The organism is Faecalibacterium sp. Marseille-Q4164, assembly GCF_017377545.1.
Taxonomy (GTDB): domain Bacteria; phylum Bacillota; class Clostridia; order Oscillospirales; family Ruminococcaceae; genus Faecalibacterium; species Faecalibacterium duncaniae.
Genome location: NZ_JAFREJ010000001.1, coordinates 67,696 through 86,225 on the forward strand (window position 1 = coordinate 67,696; position 18,530 = coordinate 86,225).

Annotated in this window: 19 protein-coding genes; 13 read left to right on the forward strand and 6 right to left on the reverse strand. The window is 59.7% G+C overall.

Going from position 1 to position 18,530, the window contains the following annotated elements; all coding sequences use genetic code 11:
- The first annotated feature begins 95 nt into the window (after window positions 1–95).
- From zapA to mgsA, 9 genes are all read left to right on the forward strand, one after another.
- On the forward strand, window positions 96–485 hold the full coding sequence (gene zapA, locus J3352_RS00295; protein ID WP_156066248.1) for a cell division protein ZapA: 390 nt from the start codon (window positions 96–98) through the stop codon (window positions 483–485).
- A gap of 39 nt (window positions 486–524) precedes the next feature.
- Window positions 525–2,594, forward strand: a complete 2,070-nt coding sequence (locus J3352_RS00300; protein ID WP_156068722.1) for a U32 family peptidase — start codon at window positions 525–527, stop codon at window positions 2,592–2,594.
- Between the two features lie 166 nt (window positions 2,595–2,760).
- Window positions 2,761–3,207 carry a dUTP diphosphatase gene (gene dut, locus J3352_RS00305; RefSeq protein ID WP_035394001.1) on the forward strand — a complete coding sequence of 149 codons (447 nt, stop codon included), beginning with the start codon at window positions 2,761–2,763 and terminating at the stop codon, window positions 3,205–3,207.
- A 5-nt stretch (window positions 3,208–3,212) separates the two neighbouring features.
- Window positions 3,213–3,767, forward strand: a complete 555-nt coding sequence (locus J3352_RS00310) for a nucleoside triphosphate pyrophosphatase (protein ID WP_156066244.1) — start codon at window positions 3,213–3,215, stop codon at window positions 3,765–3,767.
- A gap of 184 nt (window positions 3,768–3,951) precedes the next feature.
- Entirely contained in the window at window positions 3,952–4,974 is a 1,023-nt protein-coding gene (locus tag J3352_RS00315) for a rod shape-determining protein (RefSeq protein ID WP_005932353.1), read from the forward strand.
- A gap of 66 nt (window positions 4,975–5,040) precedes the next feature.
- A complete protein-coding gene (gene mreC, locus J3352_RS00320; RefSeq protein WP_099357213.1) occupies window positions 5,041–5,871 on the forward strand; it encodes a rod shape-determining protein MreC in 831 nt (276 codons plus the stop codon).
- 12 nt (window positions 5,872–5,883) lie between these two features.
- Window positions 5,884–6,417 (forward strand): rod shape-determining protein MreD, encoded by a 534-nt coding sequence (gene mreD, locus J3352_RS00325; RefSeq protein WP_098922735.1) that lies wholly within the window; start codon window positions 5,884–5,886, stop codon window positions 6,415–6,417.
- A 26-nt stretch (window positions 6,418–6,443) separates the two neighbouring features.
- Complete coding sequence (locus J3352_RS00330; protein ID WP_156066242.1) at window positions 6,444–8,681, forward strand: penicillin-binding protein 2; 2,238 nt, start codon at window positions 6,444–6,446, stop codon at window positions 8,679–8,681.
- Window positions 8,682–8,843: 162 nt separating this feature from the next.
- Window positions 8,844–9,248, forward strand: a complete 405-nt coding sequence (mgsA, locus tag J3352_RS00335; RefSeq protein ID WP_097770635.1) for a methylglyoxal synthase — start codon at window positions 8,844–8,846, stop codon at window positions 9,246–9,248.
- 77 nt (window positions 9,249–9,325) lie between these two features.
- Here mgsA and J3352_RS00340 read toward each other — a convergent pair whose 3' ends face one another.
- From J3352_RS00340 to J3352_RS00355, 4 genes are all read right to left on the reverse strand, one after another.
- Window positions 9,326–9,838 carry a nitroreductase family protein gene (locus tag J3352_RS00340; protein ID WP_005932370.1) on the reverse strand — a complete coding sequence of 171 codons (513 nt, stop codon included), beginning with the start codon at window positions 9,836–9,838 and terminating at the stop codon, window positions 9,326–9,328.
- Between the two features lie 96 nt (window positions 9,839–9,934).
- A complete protein-coding gene (locus J3352_RS00345) occupies window positions 9,935–10,831 on the reverse strand; it encodes a hypothetical protein (RefSeq protein ID WP_156066240.1) in 897 nt (298 codons plus the stop codon).
- A gap of 2 nt (window positions 10,832–10,833) precedes the next feature.
- A complete protein-coding gene (locus J3352_RS00350) occupies window positions 10,834–11,625 on the reverse strand; it encodes a DUF975 family protein (RefSeq protein WP_156066238.1) in 792 nt (263 codons plus the stop codon).
- A gap of 117 nt (window positions 11,626–11,742) precedes the next feature.
- On the reverse strand, window positions 11,743–12,573 hold the full coding sequence (locus tag J3352_RS00355) for an AraC family transcriptional regulator (protein ID WP_243137852.1): 831 nt from the start codon (window positions 12,571–12,573) through the stop codon (window positions 11,743–11,745).
- Between the two features lie 216 nt (window positions 12,574–12,789).
- Between J3352_RS00355 and J3352_RS00360 the strand changes: the two genes are divergently transcribed.
- The 4 genes from J3352_RS00360 to J3352_RS00375 all read left to right on the forward strand — a co-directional run bounded on the left by J3352_RS00360 (window position 12,790) and on the right by J3352_RS00375 (window position 17,604).
- Window positions 12,790–14,178 (forward strand): MFS transporter, encoded by a 1,389-nt coding sequence (locus tag J3352_RS00360; protein ID WP_097772359.1) that lies wholly within the window; start codon window positions 12,790–12,792, stop codon window positions 14,176–14,178.
- Window positions 14,179–14,934: a S9 family peptidase gene (locus J3352_RS00365; protein WP_097770641.1), complete on the forward strand. Its 756-nt coding sequence runs from the start codon at window positions 14,179–14,181 to the stop codon at window positions 14,932–14,934.
- A gap of 12 nt (window positions 14,935–14,946) precedes the next feature.
- Window positions 14,947–16,872 carry a bilirubin reductase, long form gene (gene bilR / locus J3352_RS00370; protein WP_156066234.1) on the forward strand — a complete coding sequence of 642 codons (1,926 nt, stop codon included), beginning with the start codon at window positions 14,947–14,949 and terminating at the stop codon, window positions 16,870–16,872.
- Between the two features lie 255 nt (window positions 16,873–17,127).
- A complete protein-coding gene (locus J3352_RS00375) occupies window positions 17,128–17,604 on the forward strand; it encodes a hypothetical protein (protein ID WP_156066232.1) in 477 nt (158 codons plus the stop codon).
- A 148-nt stretch (window positions 17,605–17,752) separates the two neighbouring features.
- On the opposite strand, the gene J3352_RS00380 is transcribed toward J3352_RS00375, so the two are convergent.
- Both J3352_RS00380 and J3352_RS00385 read right to left on the reverse strand, forming a co-directional pair.
- Window positions 17,753–18,112: a DUF2500 domain-containing protein gene (locus tag J3352_RS00380; RefSeq protein ID WP_005932392.1), complete on the reverse strand. Its 360-nt coding sequence runs from the start codon at window positions 18,110–18,112 to the stop codon at window positions 17,753–17,755.
- Window position 18,113: 1 nt separating this feature from the next.
- Complete coding sequence (locus tag J3352_RS00385) at window positions 18,114–18,461, reverse strand: DUF6054 family protein (protein ID WP_156066230.1); 348 nt, start codon at window positions 18,459–18,461, stop codon at window positions 18,114–18,116.
- Window positions 18,462–18,530: the final 69 nt, after the last annotated feature.

Genomic DNA, 18,530 nt, shown 5'->3' on the forward strand with positions numbered 1-18,530 from the left:
GAAGTGAACGGCTGTCCCGGCGGGGGTAAAAGCGTGCGCCGGGGCAGGAAACTCGGCCACAAACTCCGCTCAGAGTAATTATTAGTGAGGATACGATGGTTAATAAAGTGAGAGTGACCATTGCGGGCGCGCCCTATGCGATCGCAACGACGGATTCCGAAAAGTATATCGCCTCTCTGGCCAAACGGCTGGATGAGGATATCACCAAACTGCTGGACACCAACGAAAACCTTTCGGTGACCAAGGCGGCGGTGTTCTGCGCCATGGATTATCTGGATGAATACAAAAAGAGCACCGGCAGCGCCGAGAATATGCGCAGCCAGATCCAGGATTATATTGCCGATGCCGCCAGGGCAAAGCTGGCTGAGGATAAGGTGAAAACAGAAAATGAAACACTGCGGCGTGAAAACGATGCCCTGCGGGAGCAGCTGGCACGCCTGCAGGCCAAGCAGAAGGCCGACCGGGAAGCAAAGACGGAAGCGTGAATGGGGGCGCGGTGAGCGCGCCGGAACAAAGGGAGTATTATGCCAAAGATCGAGATCCTTGCCCCGGTGGGCAGTGAAGAGATGCTCCGCGCTGCGGTGTTCAGCGGTGCGGACGCGGTATATCTGGGCTTTTCGGGCTTCAATGCCCGCACAGGAGCCGGAAATTTTGATGCGGACAGCCTGAAGGAGGCGGTCCGGTTCTGCCACGCGCGGGGGGTCAAGGTGCACGTGGCACTGAACACCACCGTTTACGGCGGGGAGCTGGCCGCGCTGGCCGCTGCCGTGAAGGCTGTGGCCGAGAGCGGCGCGGATGCGGTCATCTGTCAGGATCTGGCGGTGGCGCAGCTCATCGGGCGGATCGCCCCCGACCTGCCCCGCCACGGCTCCACCCAGATGAGCGTCCACACCCTGCAGGGCGCACTGGAGCTGAAGGAGCTGGGCTTTACCCGGGTGGTGCTGGCCCGTGAGCTGAGCCTGCCCGAGGTAGAGCACATCACAAAGCACTGCGGCATCGAGACCGAGTGCTTTGTCCATGGCGCGCTCTGCATGTGCGTCAGCGGCCAATGCTATATGTCGGCCTTCCTGGGCGGCCGCAGCGGCAACCGGGGCTCCTGCGCCGGGCCCTGCCGCCTGCCCTTTGAGGCAAACCCGCTGCCCGAGGGCAAGCCGGGCCGTCTGCACCACCTTTCCCTGAAGGACAACTCTGTTATCGACAAGCTGGATCGGATGCAGGCCGTCGGCGTGGCATCGGCTAAGATCGAGGGCCGTCTGCGCACGCCGGAGTATGTGGCGGCGGCGGTCAGCGCCTGTCTGGCAGGCCGCGAGGGCCGCGCCTACGACCGTGACCTGCTGAAAAATGCGTTCAGCCGCTCCGGCTTCACCTCCGGCTACCTGGATGGAAAAATCGACGGCACCATGTTCGGCGTGCGCAGTGAAGCCGATGCAGAGCTGACCAAAAAGACCCTGCCTGCCCTGCGTGAGCTTTACCGCCGCGAGCGCAGCCGGGTGCCGGTGCAGTTCAGGCTGGAAATTGAAGAGGGCGGCGAGAAGCTGACCGTGACCGACGCGGACGGCAACAAGGCCTTTGCCTACGGCGATGCGGAACCGCAGCCTGCCCGCACCGACCCCACCGAGAGCCTGCAGCGCAGTCTTTCCAAGACGGGCGGCACCCCCTTTGCGGTGGAAAAGATCGATGTGGAGATGGACGGCGGCCCCTGGTTCGTGCCAGGCAGTGCCGTGAACGAGCTGCGCCGGGATGCGCTGGAGGCCCTGCTGAAAAAGCGGGAGGTCCTGCGCCCCTGGCCTGTATACGAGGCGGAGCCGGACGCTCTGCCCCTGCGCACCCTGCCGCCCCGCCGCACCCTGCGTGCCCGCTTTGAAACGTGGGATCAGGTGCCGGAGCAGGCCCTGAGCGGGGTGGAATATCTTATCCTGCCCATTGCTCAGGCCGACCGGGTGCCCCGGGAGTGGCGGGGAAAGACCCTTCTGGAGCTTCCGCGCGTGATGTTCGGCGCGCTGGAGGAGGACACCGCCCGCCGCATTGCCGCCACCCAGGATGCGGGTTTTGCGGGCTATGAGGTAAGCAACATCGCCCACCTGCGGCTCTGCCGTGGGCTGCCGATGACCGGCGGCTTTGGCCTGAATGTCACCAACCAGATGGCAGCACAGTTCTACGCCGACCATGGCCTGAACAGTGTGCTCATCCTGCCCGAAGTCAAGGACAGCGATATCAGCACCATTGCCCCCACCCATAACGGCAAGCCTGTGCCCACCGGTGTGCTGGTCTATGGCCACATGCCGCTGATGGTCACCCGTGCCTGCCCGCTGCAGAACATCCATGACTGCGCCCACTGCAATAAAGCAGGGGAACTGACCGACCGCAAGGCCAAAAAGTTCCCGGTGCGCTGCGGCATGGGCGTGCGGACGATCTATAACCCCGTACCTATTTATATGGGCGATAAGCCCGGTGCTCTGACTGTGGACTACGGTGTGGCCTACTTCACACTGGAATCCCGGGAAGAAGCAGCCGCCATTCTGGACAGCATCCGTGTCCACGCACCCTTTGAGGGAGAGTTTACAAGAGGACTTTATTTCAAGGGAACCAACTAAAGATGCGGTTTCCCCGGGCGGGAGCCGAGAGTTTCTCCGAGGACCGTCCGCTGGGGTGGGACCCTGCTGCCGCAGGCAGTAGGGCGGGCGATGGAATGGCCCGTTTCGTGTCCGAGGAGAAAGCTCCCGGAACACGCCCGAATATAACTTTAACAAGAGGTATACTATGGAACCAATCACCGTAAACTATAAAGTATTGGACCCCCGGGCCAAGGTGCCCGCCTATGCAACACCGGGGGCAGCGGCGGCCGACCTGTGCGCCGTGCTGGATGAGCCCCTGACGCTGGCCCCCATGCAGCGGGCACTGGTGCCCACCGGCCTTGCCATCGAGTTGCCCGGCCCCCACGCTGTGGCGCTGGTCTATGCCCGCAGCGGCCTTTCCATCAAGCACGGCCTGTGCATGGCAAACGGCGTGGGTGTGGTGGACAGCGACTATCGCGGGGAACTGAAGGTGCCCATGATCAATCTGGGCACCGAGGCCTATACCATCCAGCCCGGTGAGCGTGTGGCACAGCTCTGCATTGCACCGGTGTATACCGCCGCCTTTGCTCAGGCGGCCGAACTGGGGGATACCCAGCGCGGCGCGGGCGGCTTTGGCTCAACGGGGAAGTGAAGCGTATGAAAGATCTGATCCTGGCTTCTCAGAGCCCCCGCCGGAAAGAACTATTGAGCTTATACACGACGGATTTTACCGTCTGTGTCAGCGATTTTGACGAGGATGCCGTGACGGCGGATACCCCCGCCCGGCTGGTGGAACAGCTTGCCCGGGGCAAGTGCCTTGCTGTGGCCAAGGAACACCCCGGTTCCGTGGTGCTGGGCTGCGATACCGTGGTGGATGTGAACGGCGAGGTGTTCGGCAAACCCCACAGCCCGGACGATGCCAGACGGATGCTCCGTGCGCTGTCCGGCGCGACCCACTATGTGCACACCGGTGTCTGCGTTTCCGATGGTAGCCGCACTGAGAGCTTTGTGGATACCTGCAAGGTCACCTTTTTCCCGCTGAGCGAGGAGGAGATCGAGCGGTACGCCGCCACAGAGGAACCCTACGATAAGGCCGGTGCCTACGCCATCCAGGGCCGCGCGGCGGTCTGGCTGGATGCCATTGAGGGTGATTATTACACCATTATGGGCCTGCCCGTCAGCCGGACGGTCCGCCTGCTTGAACAGTTCTGACAGTTTGCGCGGCGGAATGCACAGAAAAATGAAAAATACGGAAAAACTTGACAAAACGCTTGAGAAAACGTTGACTTGCGGCTATAATAGAAACGTGTTATTCTGCGATAGGCGGTCAAACCCTGTGAAGTTTGGGCTGCTGTGCGTTTTGGAATAGACCGGAAATACGAAGGAGAGCTTCATTATGAGTTTTTTGTCAAAGGACGTTGGCGTTGATCTGGGTACTGCCAATACCCTGGTTTACATGAAGGGCAAGGGCATCATCATGCGGGAACCCTCGGTCGTGGCTGTGGATACCAAGACCGATGAGGTGCGCTGCGTGGGTGCTGAGGCAAAGGCTGTCATCGGCCGTACCCCCGGCAGCATCGTGGCAGTCCGCCCCCTGAAGGATGGTGTCATCGCCGATTTCGATATCACGGCAAATATGCTGGAGAACTTCCTGAAAAAGGCCTGCGGCAACAGCATGTTCTCCCGCCCCCGCGTGGTCATCTGCATCCCCTCGGGCGTGACCGAGGTGGAGCGCCGCGCTGTGCGTGAGGCGACCCTCAAGGCCGGTGCCCGTCAGGTCTCCGTCATTGAGGAGCCCATGGCTGCTGCCATCGGCGCGGGCCTGCCCATCAGCGAGCCCACCGGCAGCATGATCGTGGACATCGGCGGCGGCACCGCTGAGATCGCTGTCATCTCTCTGGGCGGCATCGTGGCCTCCCGCAGCGTCCGGATGGCCGGTGATATGTTCGATCAGGCCATCATCGCTTTCATCAAGCGCAAGTATAACCTGCTCATCGGTGAGCGCACCGCCGAGCAGATCAAGATCGAGATCGGCTCGGCCTACCCCATGGACCCCGAGATGACCATGGAGATCAAGGGCCGCAACCTGGTGGACGGCCTGCCCAAGAACATCGTCGTCCACTCTGAGGATGTGCGCGAGGCCCTGCTGGAGTGCCTGGTTAAGATCACCAGCGCCATCAAGGAGACCCTGGAGCGCACCCCGCCTGAGCTGAGTGCCGATATCATCGACCACGGCATCACCCTGACCGGCGGCGGTGCCCTGCTGCGGGGCCTGGATCAGCTGATCCAGAGCGAGACCGGCATTGATGTCCATGTTGCGGAGGACCCGCTGGATTGCGTGGCCAAGGGTGCCGGTGCGGTGCTGGATCATGTGGATGTTCTGCACGACGTGCTGGACACCGATGGAGCTCACATGTAACGATGTAACAGAGGGTGCGGACGGCTCTGGGCTGTCCGCGCCCTTTTGCAATCGGAGGAAAACCCCTTGAAAGACTTTTTCGATACCTGGAAATTCAAGATCCTGGTGGGCATCGCGGTGTTTCTGGTGGGCATCATGGCCTACGCCGGTGCCAACGGCCGCCTGACTGCCGCTCCGCAGGAGCTGCTGAGCGTGGCGGCTGCTCCATTCCAGAAAGTGGCTGCTGTGGTCAGCGGCGGTGTGGCCTCCCTGTGGGAAAAATACACCAGCATCGACGACGTGATGGCTGAGAACGAGACGCTCAAGGCCGAAAACGCCGAACTGCGCCAGCAGATGGTGGATTACGACCGCGTCAAGGCCGAGAACCAGGCCTACAAGGCACTGGAAAGCATCCAGAGCCAGCGGCCCGAGATGAGCTATCTTTCCAGCTTTGTCATTGGCCGTGACCCGCTGGATTCCTTCTATGGCTTCACGCTGGACCGCGGCACGCTGGATGGCGTGGCCGTCAACGATGCCGTGGTCAGTGACCAGGGCTACCTGCTGGGCATGGTGGTGGAGGCTGAGCCCACCAGCTGCAAGGTGATGACCATTCTTCACCCCAACTTCAACGCGGCGGGTGTGGTATCCCGCACCCGTGACAACGGCATCGTCACCGGCAGCTCCGAATACGCCGCCGATGGCCTGTGTGTGCTGACCAACCTTGCGCGCAACACCCTGACGGAGAAAAGCGATCAGGTGGTTACCACCGGGCTGGGCGGGGTGTTCCCGGCTGACCTGCTGGTGGGCGTGGTACAGGAACTGGTGCCCGAGGTCAGCGGCAAATCGACCATTGCCGTCATCAAACCCGGTACCGACCCCCGCACGGTGCGCCATGCGTTCATCATTACCAGTTTCTGAGGAGGGACCCTGATGGAATCACGCCGGAAACGCAGCCGGGGCCAGATCGTCAAATGGATCTGCTATGCGCTGCTGGGCCTTCTTTGTGCTGTTTTGCAGACCACGCCCGGGCTGTTCCAGTTCGGGGCGGCAAAGCCGCTCTGGCTGCTGCCGCTGGCGCTGGCGGTCGCCGTGTTTGAGGGCGAGTTCGCCGGGGCTGTCTTTGGGGCGGTCTGCGGCCTGATGTGGGACTGGCTGGCCGGGCGCACCGTGGGTATGCTGGCGCTGGAGCTGCTGCTGCTCTGCTTTGCCGTTTCGGCGGTGATGCAGCTCTACTTCAAGAATTCGGCCGCAAACTTTGCACTCATTGCGTCTGCTGCCGCCCTGCTGGTGCTCACGCTGGACTGGCTGTTTTTCTACTACATGCCCGGTTACAGCGGCGCAGCCAGCCGCTGGCTGTGGTTCGTGCTGCCCACGGCGGCGCTCTCGGTGCCCGTCTGCTTCCCTCTGTTCGGGGTCGTGCGCCGCATCCACGAAGAATTTAAGATCGACAACGGCGTGGTGTAACGCACCCCGCGCCGGAAGGAGAATCCATGAACCAAGAAGAACGGAAAACCGCCATCCGGCGGATGCGTGTTCTCGTTGCCGCCGCCTGCATCCTCATGCTGCTGTATGGGCTGCGGCTCATCTTTTTGCAGCTGGTCAACGGGGACGATTTCAAATCCCAGGCCACCAACACCACCGACTACAAGTTTACGGTCACGGCGGCACGCGGTGACATTGTGGACAGCCGGGGGGAGCGCATTGCCACCAGCGTCACGGGCTACAACGTGGTGCTCAACAAGCTGCTGATGGGAGACGAAGATCTGGACGGGATGCTCCAGAAGATCGTCGAGCTGCTGCGTGCCAACGGTGAGAGCTGGAACGATACTCTGCTCATCAGCCAGCCGGATGCAGGGGGCAATTATACTTTTACCGCTGAAGCGGGCAGCACCAGGGATCAGAAAGCCCTTGCCGCCATGAAGGACAATCTTGGTTTACAGCAGTATGCAACGGCCAATGATGTGATGGAGAAGCTGGTGGAGGACTACGACCTTGCCAGCTATCCGCTGAGCTGGCAGCGCACGCTGGGCGGCATCCATTACGAGATGCAGCTGCAGGCGTTTTCCAATGTGAACAACTTTATCATGGCGGAAAACGTCAGCGAGGCCACCGTGGCGACCATCAAGGAGCACAGCCTCTCGCTGCCGGGCGTGGAGATCGTGGAAACGAGTACCCGCAGCTATGAGCAATCCACGGTGCTGCCCCATGTGCTGGGCCGGGTGGGCAAGATCACCGCTGAAAAGTGGAAGGTGACCGACGAAAACGGCCAGACCACCTACCCCCTGCGCGAAAAAGGCTACAACATGAACGACATCATCGGCATCTCGGGCCTGGAATCGGCCTATGAGGACGAACTGCGGGGCAAGGATGGCGTGGAGACCATCACCCGCAACTCCGATGGGGTCATTGTGGATACGGCCCTGACCACTGTGCCCGAGCCGGGCCACACCGTGCAGCTGACCATCGACAGCCGGTTCCAGAAAGCGGTGGACAAGGCATTGGCCGAGAACATCGACATGATCAACCGGGTCTACAACACCGGCAGCATGAAAGCTGCCGCCGTTGCCGCCGTGGTGCTGGATGTGAAGGACGGCAGTGTGCTGGCCGCATCCAATTACCCCAGCTTTGACCAGAACCTGTATGCCACCCAGTACAGCGAGTACAGCGCGGACGAGAGCCTGCCCCTGTTCAACCGGGCGCTGCAGGGCCTGTACACCCCCGGCTCCACCTTCAAGCCTGCCGTGGCGGTGGCGGCGCTGGATTCGGGCCTCATCAACCGGTATTCCACCGTGTTCTGCAACGGTGTGTACAATTATTACAGCGACTACCACCCCAAGTGTACCCGCCACGGCCACAGCGGCAACATCGACGTGATCACCGCCATCAAGTGGAGCTGCAACATCTTCTTCTACGACGTGGGCCGCCGCCTGACCAGTGAGGTCTACGACGCCTACGCCTACAAGCTGGGCATGGGTGTGCGCACCGGCGTGGAGGTCAGCGAGGCGCTGGGCCACCTGACCAGCAAGACCGACTCCAACTATATCGAGTCGCTGGACGTCCAGGCCGCCATCGGTCAGGGCAATACCGTGGTCAGCCCGGTGCAGCTGGCCACCTACGCGGCCACCATCGCCAACCGGGGCACCCGCTACCGCACCCACTTCGTCAAGGCCATCCTGGACTCCAACACCGGCGAGGTGCTGCAGGAGACCCAGCCCGAGGTCATGGACGTCATTGAGGACAGGGGCGAGACCTTTGATCTGGTGCAGCAGGGCATGATCGGCGTGTCCCAGACCATCCCGGTGCTGGCCAGCTACCCCTATACCATCGCCTGCAAGACCGGCACCCCCCAGCGCAGCGAGGGGTACTACGTCGGCAGCACCTATAAGCACTACACCAATACCACGATGATCGCCTACGGCCCGGCGGAGGACCCCCAGATCGCCATCGGCATCGTGGTGGAGTACGGCGGCGGCGGCGCCCGCGCGGGCAACCTGGTGGTGGACATTGCCAACGCCTACTTCGCCATGCAGGACGGCACCCTGAATGAGGATGGCACCATCGGCAAGCAGGAAACCGCCGCAGACAGCACTTCTGCTACCCAGACTGCCCCCGCTCAGACCGAAACCGGCACGGATGCGGCAGCAGATACGGCCACAGACCCCGCCGCAGGTACCACGGATGCTGCTCAGGAGACCGCACCCGCCGGGCAGGATGCTTTAGACAATTGAAGAAGGATAAAACGCTGAAACACTGCTTTTGGTGAATTCTGGCGCTTTTTTCCGAAAAAAGTATGAAGTTTGTCTAAAAAACGGTTGTAAAAGAACGGAAACTGTGATACTATGATATATGCAAGAAAATGCCCACTGGCAAAACAAAGGAGAGGTTGACCGATGACGATTGCACTGATTGCGCATGACTCCAAAAAAGAGCTGATGGTTCAGTTCTGTACGGCGTATTGCCGGATTTTGAGCCAGCATAAATTGGTGGCTACGGGCACCACCGGCAAGCTGATCTCTGAGGCAACGGGTCTGCAGATCCAGCGCTTTCTGGCAGGTGTTCAGGGCGGTGATCAGCAGATCGCATCCCGCATTGCCTGCAATGAGGTCGATCTGCTCCTGTTCTTCCGCGATCCGATCAACGCAAAGCCCAGCGAACCCAACGAGATGACCCTGCTGCGCCTGTGTGATGTGCATAACATCCCGCTGGCCACCAACATCGCCACCGCGGAGGTGCTTATCCACGGTCTGGAGCGTGGAGATCTGGATTGGCGGGATATCGTCCACCCGCAGAACTGAAAACTGGAATAAAACACAAGCCCCCGCATGTTGGCCGGAAAACCAACGTGCGGGGGCTTTTTTGCATCCCTGTGATGTTACAGGAACGTGACGGTTTCAGACAGAGGCTTGCGGGAGCTGTGGTTGGGCAGGGGGCCTGCACCCTCGGCAGCGTGGCCCAGATCAAGGAGCATCACGATCTCCTCGTTTTCGGGCAGACCCAGCGCTTTTGCCAGCTTGTCCGGGTCAAAAAAGTTGACCCAGCAGCTGTCCACGCCTGCATTGGCAGCGCCCAGCAGCAGGTGGGTGGCCACGATGGCGGCATCCTCCATGCCGGAGTTCATCCGCTCGCCGGGGTAAGTAAAGGTGTGGTTCTTGTCATAGGCGACCACCAGACAGACGGGGGCACCGTAGCGGCAGGGAGTGGCAGCATCGATCTTTGCCAGCCCCTCTTCGGACTGAACGACGTAGATGCGCTGTTCCTGGGTGTTCTTGGCGGTGGGTGCCAGCCGACCGGCTTCCAGAATGGTGTGGAGTGCTGCAGCGTCTACCTTGCCTGCACCAAAATTTTTGCAGGAATACCGCTGTGCAATAAGCTGAGTGAATTCCATAACGATCTCCTCCTGACTTGGATTGGACGGAACAGAGCGCCGCATGCGGGTGCTCTGTTATGCTGATTATACCACACTGCGCCGGTGGCGCAACCCTTAAAAGAGATCCAGCATGTTGTCCAGATAGATCGCCTCCCGGACGTGGATCTGATACTCCGGCCGGGTCAGATAATAGAGCAGAAACTCCAGCACCAGCGCGCTGCCCAGGCCGCGCCCTTCCAGCTTGAAATTGGAAAAGCCCAACGGCAGATAGCGCTTCCGGATGTCCGCAGTGCCGATGAACCCGGGGTTTTCCATCGCCTTGGAAAAGCGGTAGCCCTCCTGCGCGCCGGGGGCGGTGCACCGGTGTTCGCAGACCTCTCCCAGATTTTTGCGGCTGACGGCTTCGTAGCAGCGCCTGCGCTCGGTGCAGCCGAACCAGCAGCACTCGTTGCAGAGAAATTCTACCTTGTCCTTTTCGGGCTGGGAGAGCGTATCCAGGGCATCGAAGGACTTGTTCAGCCGGAAGTCCGGTACGACATACCGGAACTCCGGCCGCCGGACCTCTGCCTGAAACGCCTGAAGATCTGTCAGGACCTTGGTGGTGGAGGATACGAGATAAAGCTCCGGGTAATGCTGCTGCAGATAGTTCAAAAGCAGCTCGGAGTGGACGATGACCCCATTCTGCACAGTGCACCGCTGGGCAAACTGCTGACACACTGCGTTGCATTTCCGGTCTGAGAGGTGCTCCGGGCGGAGCAGGGAATTGCTGAATGTGAGCCGGGCAGAGATGCCGTATTCCTGGGTCAGGGCCAGAACTTCGGCGGGGGAGTGCTCCCCGGCCTCCACGCGGCCCCCGCCCCAGATGCAGTCCGGCGGCGCGCCGTAGATGGAGCCGATCTCGCACCAGTCATAAAAATATTCCCGGTGCTCCCGGAACAGGGGCAGGAACAGGCGGTAGAGCTCGTAGAACTCGAAGAGCCCGGGCAGGTGATAGCAGGCGGTATGTTTCATTCTCAGATTTCCTCGGTGTCAGAAGGTGCAGCGGTGATATCCCGGTAAAAGATCGCCCAGGCCGCTTCCTCGTAGGGGCGCAGAAAGAAAAAGCCGGCGCTCAGAGGGATGGACAGCAGAATCAGCGGAACAAGGACCGTATCCGCCGAGTGGGTGAAGGCAAAGACGAGAGAGAAACCAATCAGCATGGGCAGGGTGCAGAGCAGCTCCCAGCCCAGAAAGCTGAGATCGAGGCAGAACAGCCGCCACTTGTTGCCGTCCATGATGCGCCGGGATTCAGTGATGGCTTCGTTGGCCGTCAGGCCGGGGTGCTCGGCCATGATATAGGGGGTCATGGCATAGCTGTAGGCTTTTACCACGCCGGGGATGAACAGCAGCAGCGACCAGAGCGCCACATAAAGCCCCTGCAGGAAATTCATGCAGAAGCCGTCCCACAGGCGGTGCTTCTGGGAAGCGAGGTCGGAGAGGGCAGCGTCCCTGCCGTCTGCAAGGTTCAGGTTGAACCGGGCGTAGCCCAGCCGCGCCGCACCGCCCACGATGACGGTGAACACTGCCCAGGCAAGGATGCAGACCACAAGAACCGCCAGCACGCCGCCGCTGCCGGTGGAAAACAGCCCGGCAAACCCTGGGGTGTCGCCGTTGGCGTTCTGGCTCATGTTGGAGATGACCCTGTCTGAGCTGCTCACAATGTTGGCGCTCAGCAAACTGGCGATCAGTCCGGCCAGAACAGCTGTCTTCCATCTGCCACGCAGGGCATCCAGCGCAAGGGCACGATAATCAGCAGAAAATTTCATAGAGCTTTCCTCCTGTCTGTAATGGAGATCGTTCGTTGAAAAACGGCAGCTGCCGTTTTATATAAAATACGTTTCAGCCTGCACAAAAATTGCCGCCGGGACTTCTTTTGCAAAGGCTCATCCCCGGGCATCCTGCCGGGTGGTGCTGAAATATTCCTTGGGGGTCATACCGTACTCCTTTTTAAAGGCGCGGAAAAAGTGGTTATAGCCCCCAAAGCCGCTGGTTTTGTACACCTCGGTGATGGGCAGGCCCTGCTCAATGAGGGCGCAGCAGCGGTCCAGCCGGGCCTTTACGATGTAGCGGTGCACGGTCTGGCCGGTCTGGCGCTTGAATTCCCGGGCAATGTGCTCCCGGGAGACGAAAAACTCCTTTTCCAGACGCTCCAGCGTCAGTTCCTCGGTGAGGTGCGCCTGAATAAACAGGAAAACCTCATCCAGCATCAGGTGGTGGCGGCTGACCGAAGCGGTGTGGAATTCGGCATGGATGCAGGCACGCAGTGCCAGCACCACGAACATCTGCAGGATGCCGTGCTCGAACGCCGCCGCACCGAACTGGCTGCTCTCCTGGGGGAGCACCAGCAGCTTCCGGGCAAGATTCTTCAGCAGCATATAGATCTGGCTGTCCGGCCGGACAGCCACCTGCCGGAAGGGCACCACGTTGAAGCTTTTTTCAAAGTCGGTGTCCTCATCCGACAACTGCGCCAGCATCTGGGGAGACAACTGCACCCGGATGATCTCCAGCGGGCCGTAGGCTCCGGCATATTCCAGCCTGCCGCCCTGCCCGGGCTTGAGGATGATCAGATTCTGCTGCTGGGCGGGCAGCACCACCTCGCTGCACCGGAACACACCGCTGCCCCGCATGACCAGAAACAGGTCATAATACGCGCCCGAAAAAAATTCCCGAACAGTGCTTTGTTTGAAAAGATAACGTTTGGCTGTATAATTCACCAAAATTCCCTCCGTGGAACTGTCAGATGCGACAGTTTGTTGTACACAACTGAAAAGTACAACTGTCATAATTGCATAATACATCAATTTGCGATAGTTTTCAATCATTTTTTGGATATGCTTTGACGCAAAATTAACGTATAATGCAATCGAAGAGAAGAGGCTTGTGTGAAAAGCCTCGTGGTTTCATCTGTTTTTTAAGGAGGATAAAACGAAATGGACCAGAAAAAGACCGTTCGGCCCTTCTCCATGAAGGACAAGATCGGCTATACACTGGGCGATCTGGGCTGCTGCTTCACGGAGCAGTACCGTGCCATGTATCTGTCGATCTTCTACACCCTGATCCTGCAGGTCAACCCCTTCCATGTGGGTATCCTGCTGCTGATCACCAAGATCTGGGATGCCGTCAACGACCCCATCATCGGCGCTATCGTGGACTCCCGCAAGGCCACCAAGGGCGGCAAGTTCATCCCGTGGATCCGCGCTTTCTCGTTCCCCATGGCAGTGCTGTGTGTGCTGGCCTTTGTCAATGTGGGCAACATCAGCTACGGTCTGCGTCTGGCTTACATGTTCATCACCTATGTGCTGTATGAGGCACTGTACACCTGCGTCAACGTGCCCTTCGGCACCCTGTCCAGCGTGATGACCGATGATGTGAGCCAGCGCACCGCCCTGTCCCGTTACCGCAGCCTGGGCGGCACCATCTTTATGACCGTCATGGTCATGGTCGGCCCCCTGTTCCTGTATGTGGACAACCAGCCTGTGGCTGGCCGCTTCCTGATGCTGGCCTGCATCTGCGCCATGCTGGGCCTGCTGTGCCTGCAGATCACCTGCGTGTGGTGCAAGGAGCGTGTGGAAGTGCCTGAGCGTCCGCAGGGCGAAAAGCTGAACTACCTGCACGTTCTCAAGGAGATCTCCCACAACAAAGCCCTGCTGGGCGTGATGTTCTTCAGCCTGACCGGCATGATCGGTGCATCCGTAGTCAACGGCCTGAACACCTACCTGTACAAGGACTTCTTCGGCAACGTTAAAATTCAGGCTGTCTCCGGTATGCTGAGCGTTCTGTACGCTGTGCTGTCCTTTGCCATCACCCAGCCTCTGGCCAACAAGCTCGGCAAGAAGGAGTGGTGCTGCATGGGCGCAGGCTTTGCCGCCGTCGTGTTCGGCATCCTGTTCTTCTTCCCCATCCACAACCCTGTGGCCTTCATCGTCATCAACGGTATCTGCTACCTGGGCGCTTCCGGTATGCAGGTGCTGATCTGGGCCATGGTCAACGATGCCATCGACTACCATGAGCTGCAGACCGGCGAGCGCAACGAGGGCATCGTCTACTCCACCTACTCTTTCTTCCGCAAGCTCGCAAGCGCCATCTCCGGCAGCCTGTCCAGCTTTGTGCTGGGTGCCATCGGTTACAACGTCACCGCAGGCGCTGTGCAGACCGCAGGTGTTGTGAACGCCATCTGGAAGAGCTACACCGGAATCTACTTCCTGGGCTACGGCATTGCAGTGGCCATCCTGTTCTTCGTCTACCCCCTGACCAAGCAGAAGACGGCCGAGATGCTGGCAGAGCTGAAGAGCCGCCGTGCCGCAAAGGAGAGCAAGTAAATGAAAATCTTACAGGTCCAGTTTCAAAACCGTAATGGTCACACCCTGCGCGGCATCGTGACCCTGCCTGATACGGAGGGTAAGGTGCCCTTTGTGGTGCATCTGCACGGCTTTGCCGGCAGCTGCAGCGGCTACAAATCCATGTACACCCACCTGTCCCGCGCTCTGGCAGCGCAGGGCATCGGCAGCGCCCGGTTTGATTTCTACGGCAACGGCGAGAGTGACGGCGAGTTCGAGGATATGAGCTTCGATGGCCTGCACACCGATGCACAGGATATCTTTGCATGGGCAGCCCAGCAGCCCTATGTGGACAGCGAAAAGATGTTCCTCTCCGGCCAGAGCATGGGCGGCTACATTGCTGCCTCCTGCGCTCCGGTGATCCAGCCCCACGGCCTGATCCTGCTGTGCCCGGGCGCAGGGATGTGGTTCGGCTGCGCCCAGCGCGCCGATGGTGTGACCCAGACCGGCAAGGACTACGCCGACATGGAGGGACTGTGCTACAAGATGGCCTTTAACTATGAGATGGCCAAGCACCCCGATCCCTTTACCGAGGCCAAGGGCTACAACGGCCCGGTGCTTCTGCTGCGGGCCGACGATGACCGTCTGGTGGACGAGGGCACCTGCAGCCGCTATGCCGAGGGGTACACCGCACCCGAGGTGGATACCATTGCAGGCGGCGGACACAACTTTGCCACGCTGACCGCCCGTGCCGCCGTGGAGGAAAAGACCGCCGCATTCATCAAAGCACATCTGTAAGGAGGCATTTGTATGGAAAACATGATCCTGCAGCCCATTGTAGTGGGCGGACAGACCTTTAAGAACCGCATCATGTTCCCCCCGCTGACCACCGGCTACGAGAAGAACGGCATGATCAGCGAGCAGGACATGGGCTTTTACACCCGCCTGGCCAAGGGCGGCGTGGGTTACATCGTTCTGGGCGATGTGGCACCCATCAACAGCTTTTCTCCTACCCCCAAGCTGTTTGACGACAGCCAGATCCCGGCCTTCAAGGAGCTGGCCGACAGCGTGCACGCTTACGGCACCAAGCTGGGCATCCAGATTTTCCACCCGGAGTACGATGTGGACGCCATCAACAGCCTGTTCATGCAGAAGAAGTTTGACGAGATGCGTCAGCGCCTGCATCACGACATGATGTTCTTTACCGATGAGGTCAGCGAGGAAATGCTGATGGCCATCATCGATAAGATGTGCGCCTGCGCGGTGCGTGCCCAGAAGGCCGGTGTGGACGTGATCCAGATCCACGGCGACCGCCTGAACGGCTGCCTGTGCTCTACCCGGATGAACCACCGCACCGACAAGTTCGGCGGCAGTCTGGAGAACCGGGTCCGCTTTGCCCGGATGCTGACCCGGGCCATCCGCAAGGCTGTGCCGGATATGATCATCGACTACAAGCTGTCCATCGTTACCCCGCAGCGCGGCAAGGGCGGCATCGACGAGGCCGACGCCGTGCAGTTTGCTCAGTGGCTGGTGGAGGACGGCGTGGATATGTTCCACGTTGCCCAGGCCAACCACACCGGCAACATGGCCGATACCATTCCTCCCATGGGTGTGCAGCCCTACGGCTTCTTTGTCAGGATCGCCGGGGACATCAAAAAGGCTGTCAATGTGCCGGTCAGCGCCGTGGGCCGTATCGTGGATGCCGAGATGGCAGAGCGTGTCATCGAGAGCGGCATGGCTGATATGGTAGCTGTTGGCCGTCCGCTGCTGGCAGACCCTGATTGGGGCGCAAAGATCGCTGCCGGTAAGGCCTGCGATATTCGCCGCTGCATCAGCTGCAACAAGGGCTGCACCGATGCCATCCAGAACCGCCAGTTCCTGTCCTGCGTGCTCAATGCCGAAAATGGCTATGAGAACAGCCGCAGCATCCAGCCTGCCGCACAGAAAAAGAAGGTTGCTGTTCTGGGCGGCGGCCCTGCCGGTCTGGAAGCTGCCCGTGTGGCAGCCCTGCGCGGTCACGATGTGACCCTGTTTGAGAAGACCACCTCTCTGGGCGGTCAGCTGAACATCGCCTGCGTGCCTCCCCGTAAGGAGGAGATGCGCCGCGCCGCACAGGATCTGATCCGCGCGGTCTGCAATGCCGGGGTGCACCTGTGCATGGGACAGACCCGCACGGCAGAGCAGCTGAAGGAGGCCGGTTTTGAGGCTGTCATCAACGCTGTGGGTGCCCACAGCGCCGCACCCCGCATCCCCGGCATTGACGGCGTGAACGTGGCCGATGCCTGGAAGGTGCTGGCCGGTGAGCAGCAGGTCTACGGCACCGTGGCTGTCATCGGCGGCGGCATGGTGGGCTGCGAGACCGCAGAGTATCTGGCTGCCCGGGGCTGCAAGGTGTCTGTCATCGAGATGATGGACAAGATCGCAGCAGGCGAGAGCACCACCATTCTGCCCACCCTGATGGAAAACTACAAGACCTACGGCGTGGAGCAGTACCCCGGCCACAAGGTCAAGGAGTTCCGCATGGATGCCGTTGTCTGTGAGAACAAGGACGGCGCAGAGGTGACCATCCCCTGCGATTACATCGTGCTGGCTATGGGCGCACGCTCCAATGAGTTTGACGCTGCTGCGCTGGAAAATGCCAACATCCCGGTGTACTCCATCGGCGATGCCGCAGGTAAGGCTGCCGATATCTCCAACGCCATCCGTACCGGCTACGATACCGCCTGCCAGCTGTAAAGTAGTCTGAGATGCGCGTAGCGCATCGCAAAAAGTGCAAGCCCGGAAGGTCTGTGTGCCTTCCGGGCTTGCTTTTTCACCCTCTCAGGCAAAGCGCAGCGATGACTGAGAGGGTTATGACGCGGTGCCTTTTGCGATATTTTTCCGCCGGTTAAGCCTGGATATAGAAATCCGACAAGAGTTGTGTTAGAATAAGGCATCCGGGAGCGCCATGCGGCGGGTGCTCCGCTTCGACATGAAAAATGGAGGCTTTTTATGAAAAAGACCTATCGCTCGTTCTTTTGTCTGCTTGCAGTGCTGCTGCTCAGTATCAGTGCATTGCCCGCTGCCTCGGCACTGTTTTCGGAGCGGCTCTACTACTATGGTACGGTAGAAGAGATCAGCCGCGCTGCGGACGGTACAGTGGAGTCCGTACTGGTGACCGCAGAGGGGCAGGAGACCTATGAAATGGTGATCACTGAGCGCACCCAGTGGCAGGACCATGACGAAAAGACCACCTCTGACCCCGCTACCCTTGCAGTGGGGGAGCAGATCTGCGTGGTGCACGACCCTGCCGTGATGATGTCGCTGCCGCCGCAGTCGGTGGCTTATACCGTCATCCGCAATTTCCCCGAAGGTACGGATCTGGAGCAGGAAGCCCGCGACGCTGCCTGCCCGGTGAAGCAGTTCTTCGCCCGGACCCGCAAGGCCATTGAGGACTGGTTCTACCAGACCATGCCCATTGCGGAGTGAATCTGACTGCATCGTAAAAAGGAAAAACATCTGCTGTCTCACGCCGGAGGCTGTTACGTCCGGCAAAGGGGCAGCAGATGTTTTTTTGTGTGTAATCCTGCCTTGTTCAACTTACGATTCATCCAGTTGGGCAGCAGTGCAGAAACACTCAGTTCCGCTGGAACCCAAGATAGCGGGTGCCTTGAAAACTCAGCTTTCCAATGTCGCCCTCCACAAGCATTCCGTAGTCCGAACCACTTACGGTAAGCTCCATGCGGTCGCCGCTCTCTACCTGAAAGGTCACATAATAGGTGGTAAACGTATGCATCATCGTGTTGTCCGTGTGGTGATGAGAGACCTCCGTGCGCTTTGCCACCACCGCTGCCGGAACGGTGAGCCGCGGCGAATGGTTGTTTTTATTCCAGGTGCGGATATTTCCGATGATGGCATACAGGATCATGCCCAGAACCACAAGGAACAGGATGGGAAACAGGATGCTGAACAACAGATCAAATCCAGCGAAAAACATCTTACTCCTCCAAAATTTCTTCCAGCAGTCCCTTTACGTCCTCCAAAAAGGATTCCTCTCCAAGGGTGTTCACTTTGAAGAACACCGCCTGACTGCCGCCTGCGGTGATAGCGGATAACCGGATCGGGCTGTCCCCGTTCTGAAACATGGTCAGCGTCAGACTCAGGCGATTACCGCCCATCACGCTGTACCGTTCAAAGACGCGGACGCTGCACCGGGCATCGCCCTCTTTGAAATCACTTCCGGCTTCCAGCTCTGCCGACCAGCTGCTGTCCGGGATTTCATTTTCCAGCTTCCGAAGCAGCTTGTCAAAGTTTTTGTTTCGGATGGTCTTTTCAAAGATCGCCATAATGGTTCCTCCGTTTTACCAACAAAATTCGGTCCCTTATCCTTAATACGAACGAACCCGCAGGAAAAT